Source organism: Rahnella sp. PD4 (genome assembly GCF_049199325.1).
GTDB classification, from domain to species: domain Bacteria; phylum Pseudomonadota; class Gammaproteobacteria; order Enterobacterales; family Enterobacteriaceae; genus Rahnella; species Rahnella perminowiae.
Genome location: NZ_JBLZQF010000003.1, coordinates 36,509 through 53,012, shown reverse-complemented (window position 1 = coordinate 53,012; position 16,504 = coordinate 36,509). Strand labels below are relative to the sequence as shown.

14 protein-coding genes are annotated in these 16,504 nt (G+C 52.8%); 2 read left to right on the top strand and 12 right to left on the bottom strand.

Annotated elements, in window-relative coordinates; translation table 11 throughout:
• The first annotated feature begins 15 nt into the window (after nt 1-15).
• Nucleotides 16-1,017, top strand: coding sequence for a zinc-binding alcohol dehydrogenase family protein (locus ACOZIO_RS09175; RefSeq protein WP_129953269.1), 1,002 nt, complete (start codon nt 16-18; stop codon nt 1,015-1,017).
• A gap of 118 nt (nt 1,018-1,135) precedes the next feature.
• Here ACOZIO_RS09175 and nadR read toward each other — a convergent pair whose 3' ends face one another.
• From nadR to serB, 3 genes are all read right to left on the bottom strand, one after another.
• On the bottom strand, nt 1,136-2,395 hold the full coding sequence (gene nadR, locus ACOZIO_RS09170) for a multifunctional transcriptional regulator/nicotinamide-nucleotide adenylyltransferase/ribosylnicotinamide kinase NadR (RefSeq protein ID WP_129953270.1): 1,260 nt from the start codon (nt 2,393-2,395) through the stop codon (nt 1,136-1,138).
• 72 nt (nt 2,396-2,467) lie between these two features.
• Nucleotides 2,468-3,850 carry a DNA repair protein RadA gene (gene radA / locus ACOZIO_RS09165; RefSeq protein ID WP_421595201.1) on the bottom strand — a complete coding sequence of 461 codons (1,383 nt, stop codon included), beginning with the start codon at nt 3,848-3,850 and terminating at the stop codon, nt 2,468-2,470.
• Between the two features lie 151 nt (nt 3,851-4,001).
• Nucleotides 4,002-4,967, bottom strand: a complete 966-nt coding sequence (gene serB / locus ACOZIO_RS09160; RefSeq protein WP_129991293.1) for a phosphoserine phosphatase — start codon at nt 4,965-4,967, stop codon at nt 4,002-4,004.
• A 246-nt stretch (nt 4,968-5,213) separates the two neighbouring features.
• Between serB and ACOZIO_RS09155 the strand changes: the two genes are divergently transcribed.
• Nucleotides 5,214-6,002: a YtjB family periplasmic protein gene (locus ACOZIO_RS09155; protein WP_129953273.1), complete on the top strand. Its 789-nt coding sequence runs from the start codon at nt 5,214-5,216 to the stop codon at nt 6,000-6,002.
• Nucleotides 6,003-6,206: 204 nt separating this feature from the next.
• On the opposite strand, the gene deoD is transcribed toward ACOZIO_RS09155, so the two are convergent.
• From deoD to prfC, 9 genes are all read right to left on the bottom strand, one after another.
• Nucleotides 6,207-6,926: a purine-nucleoside phosphorylase gene (gene deoD, locus ACOZIO_RS09150; protein WP_015698752.1), complete on the bottom strand. Its 720-nt coding sequence runs from the start codon at nt 6,924-6,926 to the stop codon at nt 6,207-6,209.
• Between the two features lie 83 nt (nt 6,927-7,009).
• Nucleotides 7,010-8,233 carry a phosphopentomutase gene (gene deoB / locus ACOZIO_RS09145; protein ID WP_129953274.1) on the bottom strand — a complete coding sequence of 408 codons (1,224 nt, stop codon included), beginning with the start codon at nt 8,231-8,233 and terminating at the stop codon, nt 7,010-7,012.
• Nucleotides 8,234-8,321: 88 nt separating this feature from the next.
• On the bottom strand, nt 8,322-9,650 hold the full coding sequence (gene deoA / locus ACOZIO_RS09140) for a thymidine phosphorylase (RefSeq protein ID WP_129953275.1): 1,329 nt from the start codon (nt 9,648-9,650) through the stop codon (nt 8,322-8,324).
• Nucleotides 9,651-9,740: 90 nt separating this feature from the next.
• Nucleotides 9,741-10,520, bottom strand: coding sequence for a deoxyribose-phosphate aldolase (deoC, locus tag ACOZIO_RS09135; protein WP_129953276.1), 780 nt, complete (start codon nt 10,518-10,520; stop codon nt 9,741-9,743).
• 548 nt (nt 10,521-11,068) lie between these two features.
• Nucleotides 11,069-11,854 carry a TatD family hydrolase gene (locus ACOZIO_RS09130; RefSeq protein ID WP_129953277.1) on the bottom strand — a complete coding sequence of 262 codons (786 nt, stop codon included), beginning with the start codon at nt 11,852-11,854 and terminating at the stop codon, nt 11,069-11,071.
• Nucleotides 11,851-13,083 (bottom strand): patatin-like phospholipase family protein, encoded by a 1,233-nt coding sequence (locus ACOZIO_RS09125; RefSeq protein WP_238483547.1) that lies wholly within the window; start codon nt 13,081-13,083, stop codon nt 11,851-11,853. Before ACOZIO_RS09125 ends, ACOZIO_RS09130 begins: the two co-directional genes overlap by 4 nt.
• A gap of 213 nt (nt 13,084-13,296) precedes the next feature.
• On the bottom strand, nt 13,297-13,458 hold the full coding sequence (locus ACOZIO_RS09120) for a DUF1328 domain-containing protein (protein WP_013577105.1): 162 nt from the start codon (nt 13,456-13,458) through the stop codon (nt 13,297-13,299).
• A gap of 321 nt (nt 13,459-13,779) precedes the next feature.
• Nucleotides 13,780-14,373, bottom strand: a complete 594-nt coding sequence (osmY, locus tag ACOZIO_RS09115) for a molecular chaperone OsmY (protein ID WP_129953279.1) — start codon at nt 14,371-14,373, stop codon at nt 13,780-13,782.
• A gap of 432 nt (nt 14,374-14,805) precedes the next feature.
• Nucleotides 14,806-16,395, bottom strand: a complete 1,590-nt coding sequence (gene prfC / locus ACOZIO_RS09110; protein WP_129953280.1) for a peptide chain release factor 3 — start codon at nt 16,393-16,395, stop codon at nt 14,806-14,808.
• Nucleotides 16,396-16,504: the final 109 nt, after the last annotated feature.

Sequence of the window (16,504 nt, the reverse complement as noted above, 5' to 3'; positions counted from 1 at the left end):
ACGGAGAGAGAAAACATGACAATTAACGCTATTGCAGTGAACCCGAAAGATCCGGCCCATTTCATCGCCGTCGAATTACCGCAACCCGTCGCGAAAGATTATGACTTGCTGGTGGAAGTGAAAGCCGTGTCGGTCAATCCGGTCGATACTAAAGTACACAAAGGTGTGCAGAAAAGCGGTCTGGATGCACCGAAAGTGCTGGGCTGGGATGCCAGCGGCATTGTTAAATCCGTGGGCAGCGCGGTGAAAAATTTCAAACCCGGCGATGAAGTCTGGTACGCCGGAGATATCACCCGTTCCGGAAGTAACGCGGCTGAACATCTCATCGACTCACGCATTGTGTCCCTCAAACCGCAAAGCCTGAACTGGGCTGAAGCCGCCGCCATGCCGCTGACCACACTGACCGCCTGGGAGGCGTTGTTCGAGCATCTGAAAATTCAGGACGCATCTGCGGATAAAACGCTGCTGATCATCGGCGGAGCCGGTGGCGTAGGTTCGCTTGCGATCCCGTTCGCGTCACTGCGCAGCAACGTGAAAGTCATTGCCACCGCTTCGCGCCCGGAATCAGCAAAATGGTGTCTGGATCGCGGTGCCGATCTGACCGTAAATTACAAAGATCTGAAAGGTGAACTGGCGAAACACGACATCAGGCAGGTAGATTTTATTCTGTGTCTGAACGATACCGACGGCCATTGGGAGACAATCGCTGATCTGATCGCGCCAATGGGTCATATCTGTACCATCGTTGAAAACGAACATCCGCTGGATATGAATAAACTGAAGCTGAAAAGTGCCGCCCTGCACTGGGAGCTGATGTACACCCGCAGTATGTTTACCACGCCGGATATTGCCGAACAGGGCGAAATTCTCAAACGCGTCGCCGCGCTGGTTGACGAAGGGAAAGTCCGGACCACCCTGAGCGACACCCTGCATGGCCTGACCGTGGAAAGCATCGAAGCCGCGCATGCCAAAGTACTCGACGGCCATATGCAGGGTAAAGTGGTCGTCGCTTTCTAAGTCCGCTGTGGCCTTATATGCAAAGCCCCGCATTTTCATTACGGGGCTTTTTCATTCACGTGTTTTCGTTCACGTGTGAACGATATGTATGCCCGCAGCTCTGATTGCTGATTTTTGATCAGCGTACAGGGGGTTCATTTAACCGGCTGGTGTCCGCCGCCAGCATGTTCTGCACCAGTTCCACACATTCGAGAAAACGCTGATCATAATCTGATGATTCCACGTGAACATATTCCACCTGGTTCTGCCTGAGCATTTCAATTAACAGATTTTGAAAAGACATCCGGTCAGACGTACTGCCCAGACTACGCAGACCATCCGCAACCCACGGTGTATTGTTTTCCAGCAAAATAACCAGATCAAACCGGTATTCATCCATCAGCGCCTGCACAAACGGATGCTCACGCCCTTCATATTTTTTACAGAAGGCTTGGGTGGTCAGGAAGTCGGTATCAATAAACGCCACTTTATTGGCATATTTTACTGCAAAATCAATGTACTGCGCCTGCCCGAGTGCAATTTTGTCATAATCGGAATATTGCAGCGCCATTTCATCGCCACCGAGGTGCGAGAATACATAATCGCGGCCATATTCCCACGCGCTGGTCGTGTTGAAGATATTGGCTAATTTATTCACCAGCGTCGATTTCCCGCTGGATTCGCCGCCCAGAATCGCCACCGTGCGTACGAAAAACGGTTTAACTTCAGTCGGAATATAATCCCAGTAACGGAACGGATCCTGACGGATCTGACGGCCACTGATATTCATAAACGAACGTTTCGGGTCGATCAGCACAGTTTCAATACCGAGATGTTCCCGGTACTGTGGCGCATCAGCTTCTTCGCTGGAATAAATAGTGTTCGGTTCAATGCCTTTCTGATCCATAAACTCTTTAATGCCACGCCCCCAGACATCCCAGCCGTGCGGATACGGCTCCATCCCCTCTTCGTTAAAGGCATGAATGCGGATGTTTTTCTGATACTTGAAGGTCTGCAATAACCAGCGCAGGCGGTCGCTGACCGTGGGTTGCTGAGACATTGAGCTGTTCTCAAACAGCTCGCGGTCGCGTGGTTCGTCATAACCCATGATGATATGCAGCTCATCGACCTGACTACAGGCGCGCTGGATCAGATAAATGTGGCCGGTGTGCAGCGGATAAAACTTACCGAACACCACGCCAATATTTTTCTCACGACGGGGAAACTCAAGATCCAGGAAACGGTGCAATGCCTCCAGTTTTTGGGCGCTGGGGCTTTTTATCTTTGCATTCAACAACTGGCTGAGATAACCCTTGGTCATCCCGCTGGCTTCGGCCACCTGTTGCAGCGTGCGTCCCTGTTGTTTTATCGCGGTTTTTAGATAGTCGAACTGTGACATGCCTTGTCCTCAGGTTTTCTGTACTAAACAAAAAATAGCACAAAGGCCCTCAGCAGCGACAGCGGTTAACCGTTACAAATCATCGAGGATCGCCAGCGCATCAGCCAGTTTTTTGACGCCAAATACCTGCATACCGGCGGGCACTTTTTTCGGCACGTTAGCGTACGGCACAATGGCGCGTTTAAAACCGTGTTTCGCCGCTTCAGTTATACGCTCCTGACCGCTTGGCACCGGACGGATTTCCCCCGCCAGCCCGACCTCACCGAACACCACCAAATCCTGCGGCAGCGGACGGTCACGCAGGCTCGATACCAGCGACAGCAACAGCGCCAGGTCGGCACTGGTTTCGGTGACTTTCACGCCACCGACCACGTTAACAAAGACATCCTGATCCGCCATCTGTAAGCCGCCATGACGGTGCAGCACCGCGAGTAATATGGCCAGACGGTTCTGCTCAAGACCGACCGCCACACGACGGGGATTGCCCATCATCGAATGATCGACCAGCGCCTGAACCTCAACCAACAGCGGACGCGTTCCTTCCCACAGCACCATCACGGAACTGCCGGAAGTAATTTCATCGCCACGGCTGAGGAAAATGGCTGAAGGGTTGCTGACTTCACGCAGCCCCTGCTCGGTCATGGCGAACACGCCGAGTTCGTTCACGGCACCAAAACGGTTTTTATGGCTGCGCAGCGTACGGAAACGCGAATCGGCGTCGCCATCGAGCAGCACGGAACAGTCGATACAGTGCTCGAGCACTTTCGGACCGGCCAGTGAACCGTCTTTGGTCACATGACCCACCATCACGATCGCCACGCCACGCGTTTTGGCGAAACGGGTCAGATACGCCGCCGTTTCACGAACCTGCGCAACAGTGCCCGGTGACGACTGGATATCCGCCATGTGCATCACCTGAATGGAGTCGATCACCATGAGTTTAGGCTGTTCTTTATCGGCAATGTCGCAAATCTGTTCGATGCTGGTTTCTGACAACATATTCATATTGGCTGTCGGTAAACCCAGACGATGCGCACGCATCGCCACCTGCTGCAAAGATTCTTCGCCGGTGACGTACAGGGTTTTCATGTTTTCGCTGAGATGACACAGAATTTGCAGCAGCAGCGTACTTTTACCTGCACCGGGGTTACCCCCAATCAGGATCGCACTGCCGGGCACCACGCCGCCGCCCAGCACGCGATCAAACTCTTTGAAACCGGTGCTGAAACGCGGAAGTTCATCAAGGCTGATATCGGAAAGTTTCTGCACGCGGCTGACCCCGGCATCCCCGGCATAACCGGTCAGACGTTCGTTACGCGCCACCGTAGGGGAAGCGGCCAAACGGATTTCAGTAATGCTGTTCCAGGCCTGACAGGCACTGCACTGCCCTTGCCAGCGCGGATAATCTGCGCCACATTCATTACACACAAATGCACGTTTTGCTGCTTTTGCCACAACTTACCTCTTCAAAATAATAGTGAACACCCTAAATAATTCGAGTTGCATCAAGGCGGCCAGAGCACTCATCCCGATGAGCTGACATACGTCAGTGATTCGGGTGAGTGATTGCAGCTAACGCAGATGCGGCTTGAAGTATGGCGGGTATTTAAGACTGGCTACCGCTGAGAATACACAACACGCCAAGCAGATCGGCATGTCGGATGCAGACTGAAGCCTGTTCATAAACTTTCGGTTTGGCGTGATAAGCAATACCCATGCCCGCAACCGCCATCATTTTCAGGTCATTCGCCCCATCACCGATAGCCACGGTTTGCGCGTGGGGAATACCCAGTTTTTCTGCCAGTTTCAGCAGAGTATCGGCTTTATATTGCGCGTCAACGATCGGCCCGATCACACGGCCTGTCAGTTTGCCGTCACGGATTTCCAGTTCGTTCGCGGCCACGTCGATCAGATTCAGCTGGTCGCGCAGGTATTCGGCATAATATGTAAAGCCGCCGGAGGCAATCGCCACGTGCCAGCCCGCTTCCTGTAAACGCTGAACCATCACCGTCAGACCCGGCATCAGCGGCAGGGTTTCACGCACCTGCTGTAGAATACTGGCATCCGCATCTTTCAATGTCGCCACGCGCTGACGCAGACTGGCGGAGAAATCCAGCTCGCCGCGCATCGCGCGTTCGGTGACTTCCGCGACCTGCTCACCGACGCCTGCCAGTTTGGCAATTTCATCGATGCATTCAATTTCAATCGCGGTAGAATCCATGTCCATGACCAGCAGGCCTGGCACACGCAGATACGGCACTTTCCCCAGCTGAGCGACATCAAATTCAAAAGATTCGGCGAGAAACTGTGCGTCGGCAGTGAGTGAGCCTGCGAGGCGCACAACCTGATAACCTTCCACTGACCATGCGCTGACAATCACCAGAGCGCGGCCTAACCGGCGCTGGAACAGCGTAATGCTGGTTTTATCAAGTTTTCTACCATACAGAAGCCATCCGGTATGTCCCGCCCGGTAATCCAGCGGCATGACTTCATCACCGCTCAATGAAAGGGGAAGTCCCGGCCATTGGTGGATCTCCGCAGGAAGATCGCAATAGGTCAGACTGTTTGGCATGATGGCTCCTGTAGGGCGTTATGGTATTAGGAAAACAAATATCACTATTTACCCAAAATCATTCGAGTTGCATCAAGGCGGCAACGGAATGAATCTCCGGGAACTGACACAGGTCAGTGACCGGAGTGAATGAAGGCAGCCAACGCAGAGGCAGCTTGAAGGATGCAGGGTAAAATGAGGCATCAAGCTACCTTATCGTGGCGTCTTCTGGCAACATAAAGTCATCGAAATACGCAAGGAAACAGAATGGCCAAGGCCAAACTTAAATTTCGCCTGCACCGCGCGGCTATCGTATTGATAAGTCTCGCATTACTTGTCATTCTGATGCAGGGCGCATCTTATTTCAGTCTGGGACATCAACTGGCACGTTCGACGCAGGTGGAACAGCTTGCGCAAACGCTCGCCCGACAGGTGGCGTTTTCGCTCGCACCCCTGATGGACAGCGATAATGATGGCGCTGATATCGCACAAATTTCCACTATTTTGAGTCAGCTTACCGAGAGCAGTCGCATTCTTGACGCCAGCGTTTATGAGTCTGACGGTTCCCTGGTGGCGCATGCCGGTGAACAGGTGCCGGTTCGCGACCGTTTGTCGCTCGATGGCAAACGTGCGGGCAGCTACTTCAATCATCAGATTGTGGTACCGATAGAAGATAAAAACGGGCCGGGCGGATTTTTACGCATCACACTCGACACGCATGTGCTGGCAACCGAGTCCAAGCAGGTGGATAACACCACTAACCTGTTGCGCCTGATGATGCTCGCCGCGCTGGGTGTCGGTATTATTCTGGCCCGCACATTGTTGCAGGGCCGCCGTTCACGCTGGCAGCAATCACCGTTCCTGCTGACCGCCAGTAAGCCGGTAAAAGAAGATGATGAACAGGAAGACGAACCGGATGAGTTCGGCCCGCCACCGGTGCTCAATATTCCTGAGCCGGAATCCGATGTGGTGCCCGCTAAACCTGCCACCGAAGCGCAGACCAAAGAAGCCGCACAGGCTGCTTATCGCAGCCTGAAACGCAGCCGGCCGAAGTGATTCAGGCCAGCCGCCTTGAGAGCGTTGACGGGGTGATGTGGAGTTGCTCCGTGAAGTTGCGCCGTGATCTCTTTTGCCGTCAGACTGCCCTGACGCAGTAAATCTACAAGTTCAGACATGAGCAGTTCAGTGATGAACAGGAAAACGCATAGCAAAACGGGCACCATTTGGTGCCCGTTTTCGTCTCTGCTATATCAGCAGAATTTATTCTTTATCGCCCAGCAGAACAGATTCCAGCGCGATTTCGATCATGTCGTTGAAGGTGGTCTGACGTTCAGCGGCAGTGGTTTGTTCGTGCGTACGGATATGGTCGGAGACAGTACAGATAGTCAGTGCTTTTGCACCAAATTCTGCCGCCACACCGTAGATCCCAGCCGCTTCCATTTCCACACCCAAAATGCCGTACTTTTCCATTACATCGAACATTTGCGGGTCCGGTGTATAGAACAGGTCGGCGGAGAAGATGTTACCGACGCGGGCATTGATGCCTTTAGCTTTCGCAGCGTCAGCGGCGTTACGCACCATGTCGTAGTCCGCGATAGCCGCGTAGTCATGGTCTTTGAAACGCATACGGTTCACTTTGGAATCGGTGCAGGCACCCATGCCGATCACAATGTCACGCAGTTTGATGTCGGCACGAACAGCACCACACGAACCCACGCGGATGATTTTTTTTACGCCGAATTCAGTGATCAGTTCTTTGGCATAAATGGAGCAGGAAGGAATGCCCATGCCATGGCCCATCACTGAGATTTTGCGGCCTTTATACGTGCCGGTGAACCCCAACATGCCACGCACGTCGTTCACCTGCTTAACATCCTGAAGGAAGGTTTCCGCGATGTGCCTGGCGCGCAGCGGGTCGCCCGGCATCAGCACGACGTCAGCAAAGTCGCCCATTTCAGCATTAATGTGTGGAGTTGCCATCTTCTTATTCCTTAATCAGCGAGGTGTCATATTCATCATAAAAAACGCGGCCAGTATAAAGAACTGGCCGTGTATACAAAGCGTTATAGCATCGACTTACCGTAATCCATCGGCGACAGATCGAAATATTTGGCGACTGTCTGGCCGATATCCGCGAAAGTTTCACGATGGCCTAATGAACCCGGTTTTACTTTCGGGCCATAGATTAAGACCGGAATGTGCTCGCGGGTGTGATCGGTACCGCGCCAGGTCGGGTCACAACCGTGATCAGCCGTGAAAATGATGATGTCATCTTCTTTCACCAGCTCCAGCAGTTCAGGCATGCGGCGGTCGAACAACTCCAGCGCGGCAGCATAACCCGGCACATCACGGCGATGGCCGTAAGAGGAGTCGAAATCAACAAAGTTGGTGAAGACGATGGTTTTGTCCCCGGCTTGTTTCATCTCTTCGATGGTGGCGTCAAACAGCGCGTCCAGACCGGTGGCCTTCACCTTTTTAGTGATACCAACCTGTGCATAAATATCTGCAATTTTACCCACAGACACCACATGACCCTTTTTCTCATCGACCAGCTTTTTCAGGATGGTCGGAGCCGGTGGCTCAACCGCTAAGTCATGACGATTACCGGTACGCTCGAAGTTACCGGCTTTATCGCCGATGAACGGACGGGCAATCACGCGACCGATGTTGTAGCCGCCTTCGGTCAGCTCTTCACGGGCGATTTCGCACAGTTCGTACAGGCGATCCAGCCCGAAGGTTTCTTCGTGGCAGGCAATCTGGAAGACGGAGTCAGCAGAGGTGTAGAAAATCGGCTTGCCGGTTTTCATGTGTTCTTCGCCCAACTCATCCAGCACAACGGTACCGGAAGAGTGGCAGTTACCGAGATAGCCCGGCAGATTAGCGCGCTCTACCAGTTTATCGAGCAGTTCCTGCGGGAAACTGTTGGTGGTATCGCTGAAATAGCCCCAGTCAAACAAAACAGGCACACCGGCGATTTCCCAGTGGCCTGACGGGGTATCTTTACCGGAAGACAACTCGCTGGCGTAAGCATAGGCGCCGGTAATTTCAGCATTTCCGTCCATGCCGTCAGGGATTTTACCGGTAGATTCTTCAGCGGCTTTCGCCAACCCCAGGCGGGTCAGGTTAGGCAGATTCAGCGGGCCCTGACGGCCTTTGTCCGCATCGCCACGCGCGCAGGCAGCCGCGATGTGGCCCAATGTGTCAGAACCGGTATCACCAAAGCGCCCGGCATCTTCACTGGCACCGATACCGAATGAGTCTAACACCATGATAAATGTACGTTTCATTTTGCTCTCCTGCGAATGGTTACGCATTGGGTCACGCGGAACTGCCGCGCACCTGATCAATCTTAAATGGGGGCGATGTGGCCTGAAATCAAGCGTTACTGCCGATCCGACGGTAAATCACCGGCGTGCTTTCCGGCGCGTTGTCGCTCAGGACAATCGCCGCACGCACTTCCTGCGCCGCCTGCTGCCAGGCCGCTTCACTGTTGGCGTGGATCATCGCCAGTGGCTGACGGGTATCCACCTGCTGGCCCAGTTGTGCCATATGGGTCAGACCGACGCTGTAGTCGATGGCATCGCTGGCGCGGCGACGTCCGCCCCCCAGTGACACGACGGTCATGCCCAGCGCACGGGTGTCCATCGCACTGACAATCCCGTTGCCTTCGGCATAAACCGGTTTGCTCAGCGTGGCCTGTTGCAGATAACGATCGTAATTCTCGATGAAATCGGCCGGGCCTTTCTGGGCAGCAATCATGCGGCCAAAGACTTCGGCGGCTTTGCCGTTATCCAGCACAGCCTGCAACTGGCGGCGGGCGTCGGCGTCATCTTTTGCCAGACCGCCGGACAGCAGCATTTCAACACACAGCGCCATGGTGACTTCCAGCAGGCGCGGATTACGGTATTCACCTGTCAGGAAGCGCACGGCTTCACGCACTTCAACCGCATTACCGGCGCTGGATGCCAGCACCTGATTCATATCAGTCAGCAACGCGGTGGTTTTACAACCCGCACCATTCGCCACATCGACAATCGCCTGCGCCAGATCTTCTGACAGCGAATAAGTCGGCATGAACGCGCCGGACCCCACCTTGACGTCCATCACCAACGCATCCAGGCCTTCAGCCAGTTTTTTGGCGAGGATCGAAGCCGTGATCAGCGGAATGGAATCGACGGTTGCGGTGATATCGCGGGTTGCATAGAAACGCTTATCTGCCGGTGCCAGCGAGCTGGTCTGGCCGATGATTGCCACGCCGACATCCTGAATGATGCTGCGAAAACGGCTGTCATCCGGGAAAATATCGAAGCCCGGAATCGCTTCGAGTTTATCGAGCGTACCGCCGGTATGACCGAGACCACGGCCGGAAATCATCGGGACATAACCGCCGCATGCCGCTACCATCGGGCCCAGCATCAGCGAGGTCACATCACCCACGCCGCCGGTCGAATGCTTATCCACGACCGGACCGTTCAGGCCGAGGCTTTTCCAGTTGAGCACGGTGCCTGAATCACGCATCGCCATGGTCAGCGAAACACGTTCTTTCATAGACATGTCATTGAAATAGATAGTCATTGCCAGCGCGGCAATCTGGCCTTCTGAAACCTGGCTGTCGCGAATACCATTAATGAAGAAACGAATTTCCTCGTCGCTTAAAGGCTGACCGTCACGTTTTTTACGAATAATTTCTTGTGCGAGAAACAAGGTATCCCCCTGCCTGAGCTGAACGCTAAATGTGGATGCGAATACCGGACGCTGTAAAACAGCGCCACGGCATCGGCATAACAACAATGATTAGTAGCTGCTGGTGGCTTTCTGACCCGCGTGACCCAGCGTGGTGAGCAGACTGGCCAGCAGACTGGATGCGCCGAAACGGAAGTGACGTGCGTCAGCCCATTCGCGGCCCAGCAGGCGGTCAGCCAGCGCCAGATATTGCGCAGCGTCTTCAGCGGTTTTCACGCCACCAGCCGGTTTGAAACCGACAGTTTCGCCCACGCCCATCTCTGCAATGACGCTCATCATCAGCTCAGCGCTGTGCAGCGTGGCATTTTCAGGCACTTTCCCTGTGGAGGTTTTGATGAAATCAGCCCCGGCTTTGATCGCAATTTCAGACGCTTTGCGGATCAGGGCATCTTGCCTGAGTTCACCGGTTTCGATGATCACTTTCAGCAGGACGTTGGCGGCAGCACAGGCTTCTTTGCATTGTCTGACCATCTCAAAACCAATCTGCTCGTTACCGGCAATCAACGCACGGTACGGGAATACCACGTCAACTTCATCGGCACCGTAAGCAATTGCCGCACGGGTTTCTGCCAGCGCGATCTCAAGATCATCATTACCGTGCGGGAAGTTGGTCACGGTTGCAATGCGGATGTCCGGCGTACCTTGCTCACGCAGAGTTTTACGGGCAACAGGAATAAAACGAGGATAAATGCAGACGGCAGCAGTATTTCCTGCCGGGCTCTTCGCCTGATGACAAAGTGCGATCACTTTCGCATCCGTGTCGTCTTCGTTCAGGGTGGTTAAATCCATCAGGTTCAGCGCACGTTGCGCTGCGGCGGTTAAATCGGTCATATAACTCTCCAACAATTTTCAATTCCAGCGACCGGCCAGAACTGAGCATACAGTCATGAATTATTTCCCGCGTTTACCCTCGGGAAAAAAATTCTGCACGGTTGGCGAGCGGACTTGGTTCCTTGAAGATAGCGTGCGTAAGCGGCGTGTAGTGGCTTACGTGGCAACTGAGATCCTTCTCACCGCGCTTGGATTGGCTGACGCCAATACGTTGTGACTATTTGAACACGTCACATCAGGTTCCTGTGTGCAGTATTTCACACAAAATGAAAACCGTTTGCAACGTTGCTTGATGAAATGAGATATAAATCACATTTCATAGCCTTTATGCTCAGTATTCGACCCTTATAAGAGTGTATACCCGAATCATGACAAACGGAGTTCGGGGGATTACACCGCAATCACCCGGCGGCAATCACGCAGGTAATGTTATAATAATAACATTTTAAAGAGAAATTAAATCGTAACTCGCCAGAAAACCTTTTTATGCAGGCTCAGCCGCGTCAATGTGAATGTTATTTAAATCACAATTTAGTCTTTCTCAGGGTTCACAGCGAAGGGAGATTAAAGATGCGTCGGGTATTATCGAGCAATGCGCCGGCAATCTGTTCGGGCGTTTCACTGCGCAGGCTGCACAAAATGTCGAATACATTAGCCGCACGCTCAGGGCGGTTAGGTTGCCCCTGAAAACCCTGCAACGGCATATCGGGCGCATCGGTTTCGAGCAGCAAAGAGGAAAGGGGTAATCCGGCCATCACATGCCGGGTTTTCTGCGCACGCTCATAGCTGATGGTGCCGCCGACGCCTATCGCAAAACCCAGTTTAATAAACGCCTGTGCCTGAGAAAGACTGCCTGCAAATCCGTGTACCACCCCGGTCGCCGGCAGTTTTGCCTGACGCAGCATCGCTGCCAGCTGATCGTGGCTGCGCCGGGAATGCAGGATCACCGGCAGCGTCTCACGTTTTGCCAGAGCAAACTGCGCTTTCAGCAACCGTTGTTGTTGCTCAAATCTCGGCTCTTCCATGTATAAATCCAGGCCAACTTCCCCGACGGCCACCAGATGAGGATCCCGGCGACTGAGCAGCGAATCCAGTAATTCCACGCAACTGTCCTGGTGTTGTGCAACATAAAGGGGATGTAACCCCAGCGCGGCATGCAACGGCGGAAATTTTTTTGCCAGCGAGAGAATGCCGTTAAAACGATCAGACGTGACAGCGGGAACAATAATCTGCCGCACACCAGCCTGTCCGGCGAGGCGCAAACTTTCGGTTTCCGCCCCTGTAAACGGTGGAAAATCGAAATGGCAGTGCGTATCGATGAAGGTGTAACTCACAACTTTTCGCCCTCACTGGATGGATAATTTTCTGATGGCGCGGAGCTTTCCGGTTGTAGCCTGTCTGATGCGGCGCGTTGCGGTGAAGACACACTGACTACGCTGTCTTTAAACGCAGCCGGACGCACTATCCCTCCGTCGGCGACCATGTCCGTCAGCACGGCGGGATCGAGAATGATTTGCTCCGCCGTGCTGGCAGATGCCGCCAACGGGATCACATTTTCTGGCTCGTCCTGCGGCACCACGATCCGTTGCGGACGGCGTGTCACGCGCGGTTCGATCAGCGTATAAGGACGCTCGTTTTCACGCGGTAACAGCCAGTGTGCTGCGGCAGACAAAAAATACCGTCCGCAACGGCGGCCGAGATGGTAATCCTGATTTAGCGCAGGCAGACGGCTACCGAGCGCATGGCTGGCCAGCGGTTTGGGCGGGAAGATTTCAAAAATACGCACATCATCCGGCGGATTCTCAATGAACTGCTGGATACGGTGATAGCTCTCTTCATGATGCTGCATCATGCGCACCAGCTGTTGCAGACTGCTTTCGCTCAGCCATTGTTCCATACGTTTCATCCACTGCGGCGTATAGAACATCGCAGAGGGAACGGTACGGATCACTACAATGGTATCCGCGCCACGGCGATAAGCTTCCTCAACAGGGATCGCATCGCTGATGCCGCCGTCCTGATAGCTGATACCTTCCAGATCCACCCCCAGGCGGTAAAAACCCGGAATAGCGCTGGAGGCTTTGATCACCGGCAGCCAGTTTTCCCGCGTCGGTGAAAAATAATTAGCCGTGTAGTCATCACTGCGACAGGCACACATCAGGAACTCACGGCCATCAATGAGCAACTTTTCTGCGCTTTCCATCGCCAGTGGCATGTTTTTAGCCGTTTCTTCAACCAGCCAGTCGAGATCGATAAGATGTCCGCCCCGCACAAATCGCAGCGGGTTAAAAAACTCAGGACTGGTGGTATAACGGGTAATCACCCTTCTGGCATAGCCGGGCTGCCCGCAGACAAAGGCAGAGAGATTTTGCGCACCCGCAGAGGTACCCAGATATAAATCAAAGGGGTTGAAACGCGCGCGCTGAAACTCATCCAGCACACCTGCCGTAAAAATGCCTCTCTGTCCGCCGCCTTCGCACACCAGGGCAATCTTCCCCGGCGTATAGGGTTTGTACGCCAGCGCTTCTATATTCCCCAGCGTGACAGGTATTCTGTATCCCAACGCATCGTCCTCACGCAAATGGCTCCACCCGGTTAGCCTTCATTTCTGAGCATACCTCGTCTTCCTGCTTTGGGTGAATTTCTTGCCAAAATCGGGCGACAAAATCGTTACGTCCTGTTAACGGCCAGGATACCTGCATAAAAAAATCGCCCCCTTCACTGAAGGGGGCGATGTGATTAACTAACGCTTTTTGGCATCACTGAAGTGATGTGGTCAGAGTCGCTTACGACCCGTAAACAGGCTGACCAGGAACAGAATGATACCGACTACGAAGACGATTTTTGCAGCCCAGGCAGCTGTACCCGCCAAACCACCGAAACCAAGAGCCGCCGCGATCAACGCGATGATTAGAAAAATAATGCCCCAACGAAACATAAGCTTCTCCTTTACCCTATTTTCACTTTGCCATTTTAAAAGGTTGTGCCCCGCCTCGGGCCGGACTCACTGTGAAATATTGCCTTCTGACGCTTTATCAACCGGCTACAGCCAGTAACAAAAAAACGAATTACTTAATAAAGGTAGTCGAAAAATGAAAGTGTTAGCGTTTCCGACACGATATTTTTCCCAACTGCAGGCAATTCCGTTCATCCCGAATATTCAGCAGGCACATAAATAAATATAGTTATGCGTTATTCCGAAAATAAAGCGCCCTGCCCTGAGGAGGGCGCTATAGACAACAGCTACAGCAGATGATCGTTACGGTGCGACTTTCAGATCATTTTTGACGCTTTTCACGCCATCAACGGTTTTGGCGACGCTTTCAGCACGGTCAGACTGTGCCTGATCTTTCACGTTACCGGAAAGCTGTACCACGCCGTCGGTGGTTTCAACTTTCACGTTACGTGATGGGACGATGTCATCGGCCAGCAATTTAGCTTTTACAGAGGCCGTGGTCGCGCTGTCACCGGCATAGCCTTTAACGCTTTGATCTTTGCTGTCTTTGGTATGCAGTTTGTCGCTGACGGATTTAACACCTTCAACTTTAGTGGCTACTGCCACAGCCTGCTCAGCTTCAGCCTGTGAACCCACAAAACCGCTCAGCGTGACAACGCCGGAATTGGTCGTGACGGAGATATCGTTGCTTTTAATCGCTTTGTCATCTACCAGAGCACTTTTCACTTTTGCTGTGATGGCACTGTCGCCCATGTAGTTATCAACTTTCTTCATGGAACTATCGATTTTTGCACCTGCGCTATCTGTAGTCGTCGTTGCAGCCAAAGCGCTACCGCTCATCAGTGCGGTACCCAGAACTACAGCCATCATGGAATAGGCAAATTTAGAATTTTTCATCGATTTCTTCCTTTCGGTTTATGAGCCTTGATTGCGGCTCTACACGTCACATTCTTGGTGACGCCTTCTAACAAATTGTATTGCTGCTGTTTTTACTTTCCTTGTAGCAGAGTACATCGTTTTATTCTGGCTTATGATCGCCATACGACATAACACTCTGCAACGTGACTTCAAAGTAGTGCTTTAAGCCACCCGTCCTGAACACACATTTAATATAGTCAAGAATGATCAGATTAGTAGGGAGATCGTCGAATATGGCCTCTAATGCAGACAAGTCTTAGTGCCGGGGGCGGTTTGCGCCCATTTTTCAGCCAGGGCGGTGATTAAATAATCAGGGAGGGTAAGAGGATAAACTGTTCCGGGCAGGCGAAAGGCGAAAAAAAAGACGGCCAATTTGCCGTCTTTCTGTTTCAGAACCTGATAAGAGAAGAATTAATGTTCGCGGGTTTTGCGAAATTTAACTTCCGGATAACGCTCAGACGCCAGATTCAGGTTCACCATTGTTGGTGCGATGTACGCTAAATTATCACCACCATCGAGCGCCAGATTGGTTTCATTTTTGCGTTTAAATTCTTCGAATTTCTTCACGTCACTGCATTCAACCCAACGGGCAGTCGAGACGTTCACAGATTCATAAATCGCTTCCACGTTGTATTCGCTTTTCAGACGCGCCACCACCACTTCAAACTGCAACACCCCGACCGCACCGACGATTAAATCGTTGTTGGCAATCGGACGGAAGACCTGTACCGCGCCTTCCTCTGAAAGCTGTACCAGCCCTTTCAGCAACTGTTTCTGTTTCAGCGGGTCACGCAGACGAATACGACGGAACAGTTCAGGGGCAAAGTTAGGAATGCCGGTGAATTTCATGTTCTCACCCTGAGTAAAGGTGTCGCCAATCTGAATTGTGCCGTGGTTATGCAGACCAATGATGTCGCCCGGATAGGCTTCTTCAACGTGCGAACGGTCTCCGGCCATAAAGGTCAGCGCATCGGAAATCACTACATCTTTGCCGGTACGCACCTGACGCAGTTTCATGCCTTTTTCATATTTACCGGACACCACTCGCATGAACGCCACGCGGTCACGGTGTTTCGGGTCCATGTTGGCCTGAATTTTGAAAACAAAACCGGTGAATTTCTCATCATCGGCTTTCACTTCGCGCAGGTCAGTTTTACGTGGCATCGGCGCAGGCGCCCAGTCCACCAGACCGTCGAGCATATGGTCAACACCAAAGTTACCGAGTGCCGTACCGAAGAAGACCGGTGTCAGTTCGCCCTGCAGGAAAGCCTCATGGTCGAATTCATGCGACGCGCCCTGCACCAGTTCCAGCTCATCACGCAATTGTGCGGCCAGATCTTCGCCAACGGCAGCATCCAGCTCAGGATTGTTCAGGCCTTTGACCACGCGAACTTCCTGAATGGTGTGACCTTTACCGGTCTGGTACAGATACACTTCGTCTTTATAAAGGTGATAAACCCCTTTGAACAATTTACCGCAGCCGATTGGCCAGGTAATCGGAGAGCAGGCGATTTTCAGCTCACGCTCCACTTCGTCCATCACTTCCATCGGGTCACGGATGTCACGGTCGAGTTTGTTCATAAAAGTCAGGATCGGCGTATCGCGCAGACGGGTGACTTCCATCAGTTTACGGGTACGATCTTCGACACCTTTTGCGGCATCGATCACCATCAGACAGCAGTCAACGGCGGTCAGCGTACGGTAGGTATCTTCGGAGAAGTCTTCGTGCCCTGGGGTGTCGAGCAGGTTAACCAGGCACTGCTTGTACGGGAACTGCATCACGGACGTGGTGATGGAAATACCACGTTGTTTTTCCATTTCCATCCAGTCGGATTTGGCGTGATGGCTGGAGCCACGGCCTTTTACTGTACCGGCGGTTTGAATGGCCTGTCCGAATAACAAAACTTTTTCAGTAATGGTGGTTTTACCGGCATCGGGGTGAGAGATGATGGCAAATGTGCGGCGCTTAGCCACTTCAAGGGCGTATTCACTTGGAGACATGTTTTTCACGTTTCTGCTGTTGGTCCGCCCTGCATAGGATTTCACATCACGTCAGAAGGTGACGTCAGGCAAAGCGGTAATAAAAGTTATAGCCGGCTATTTTCACTGA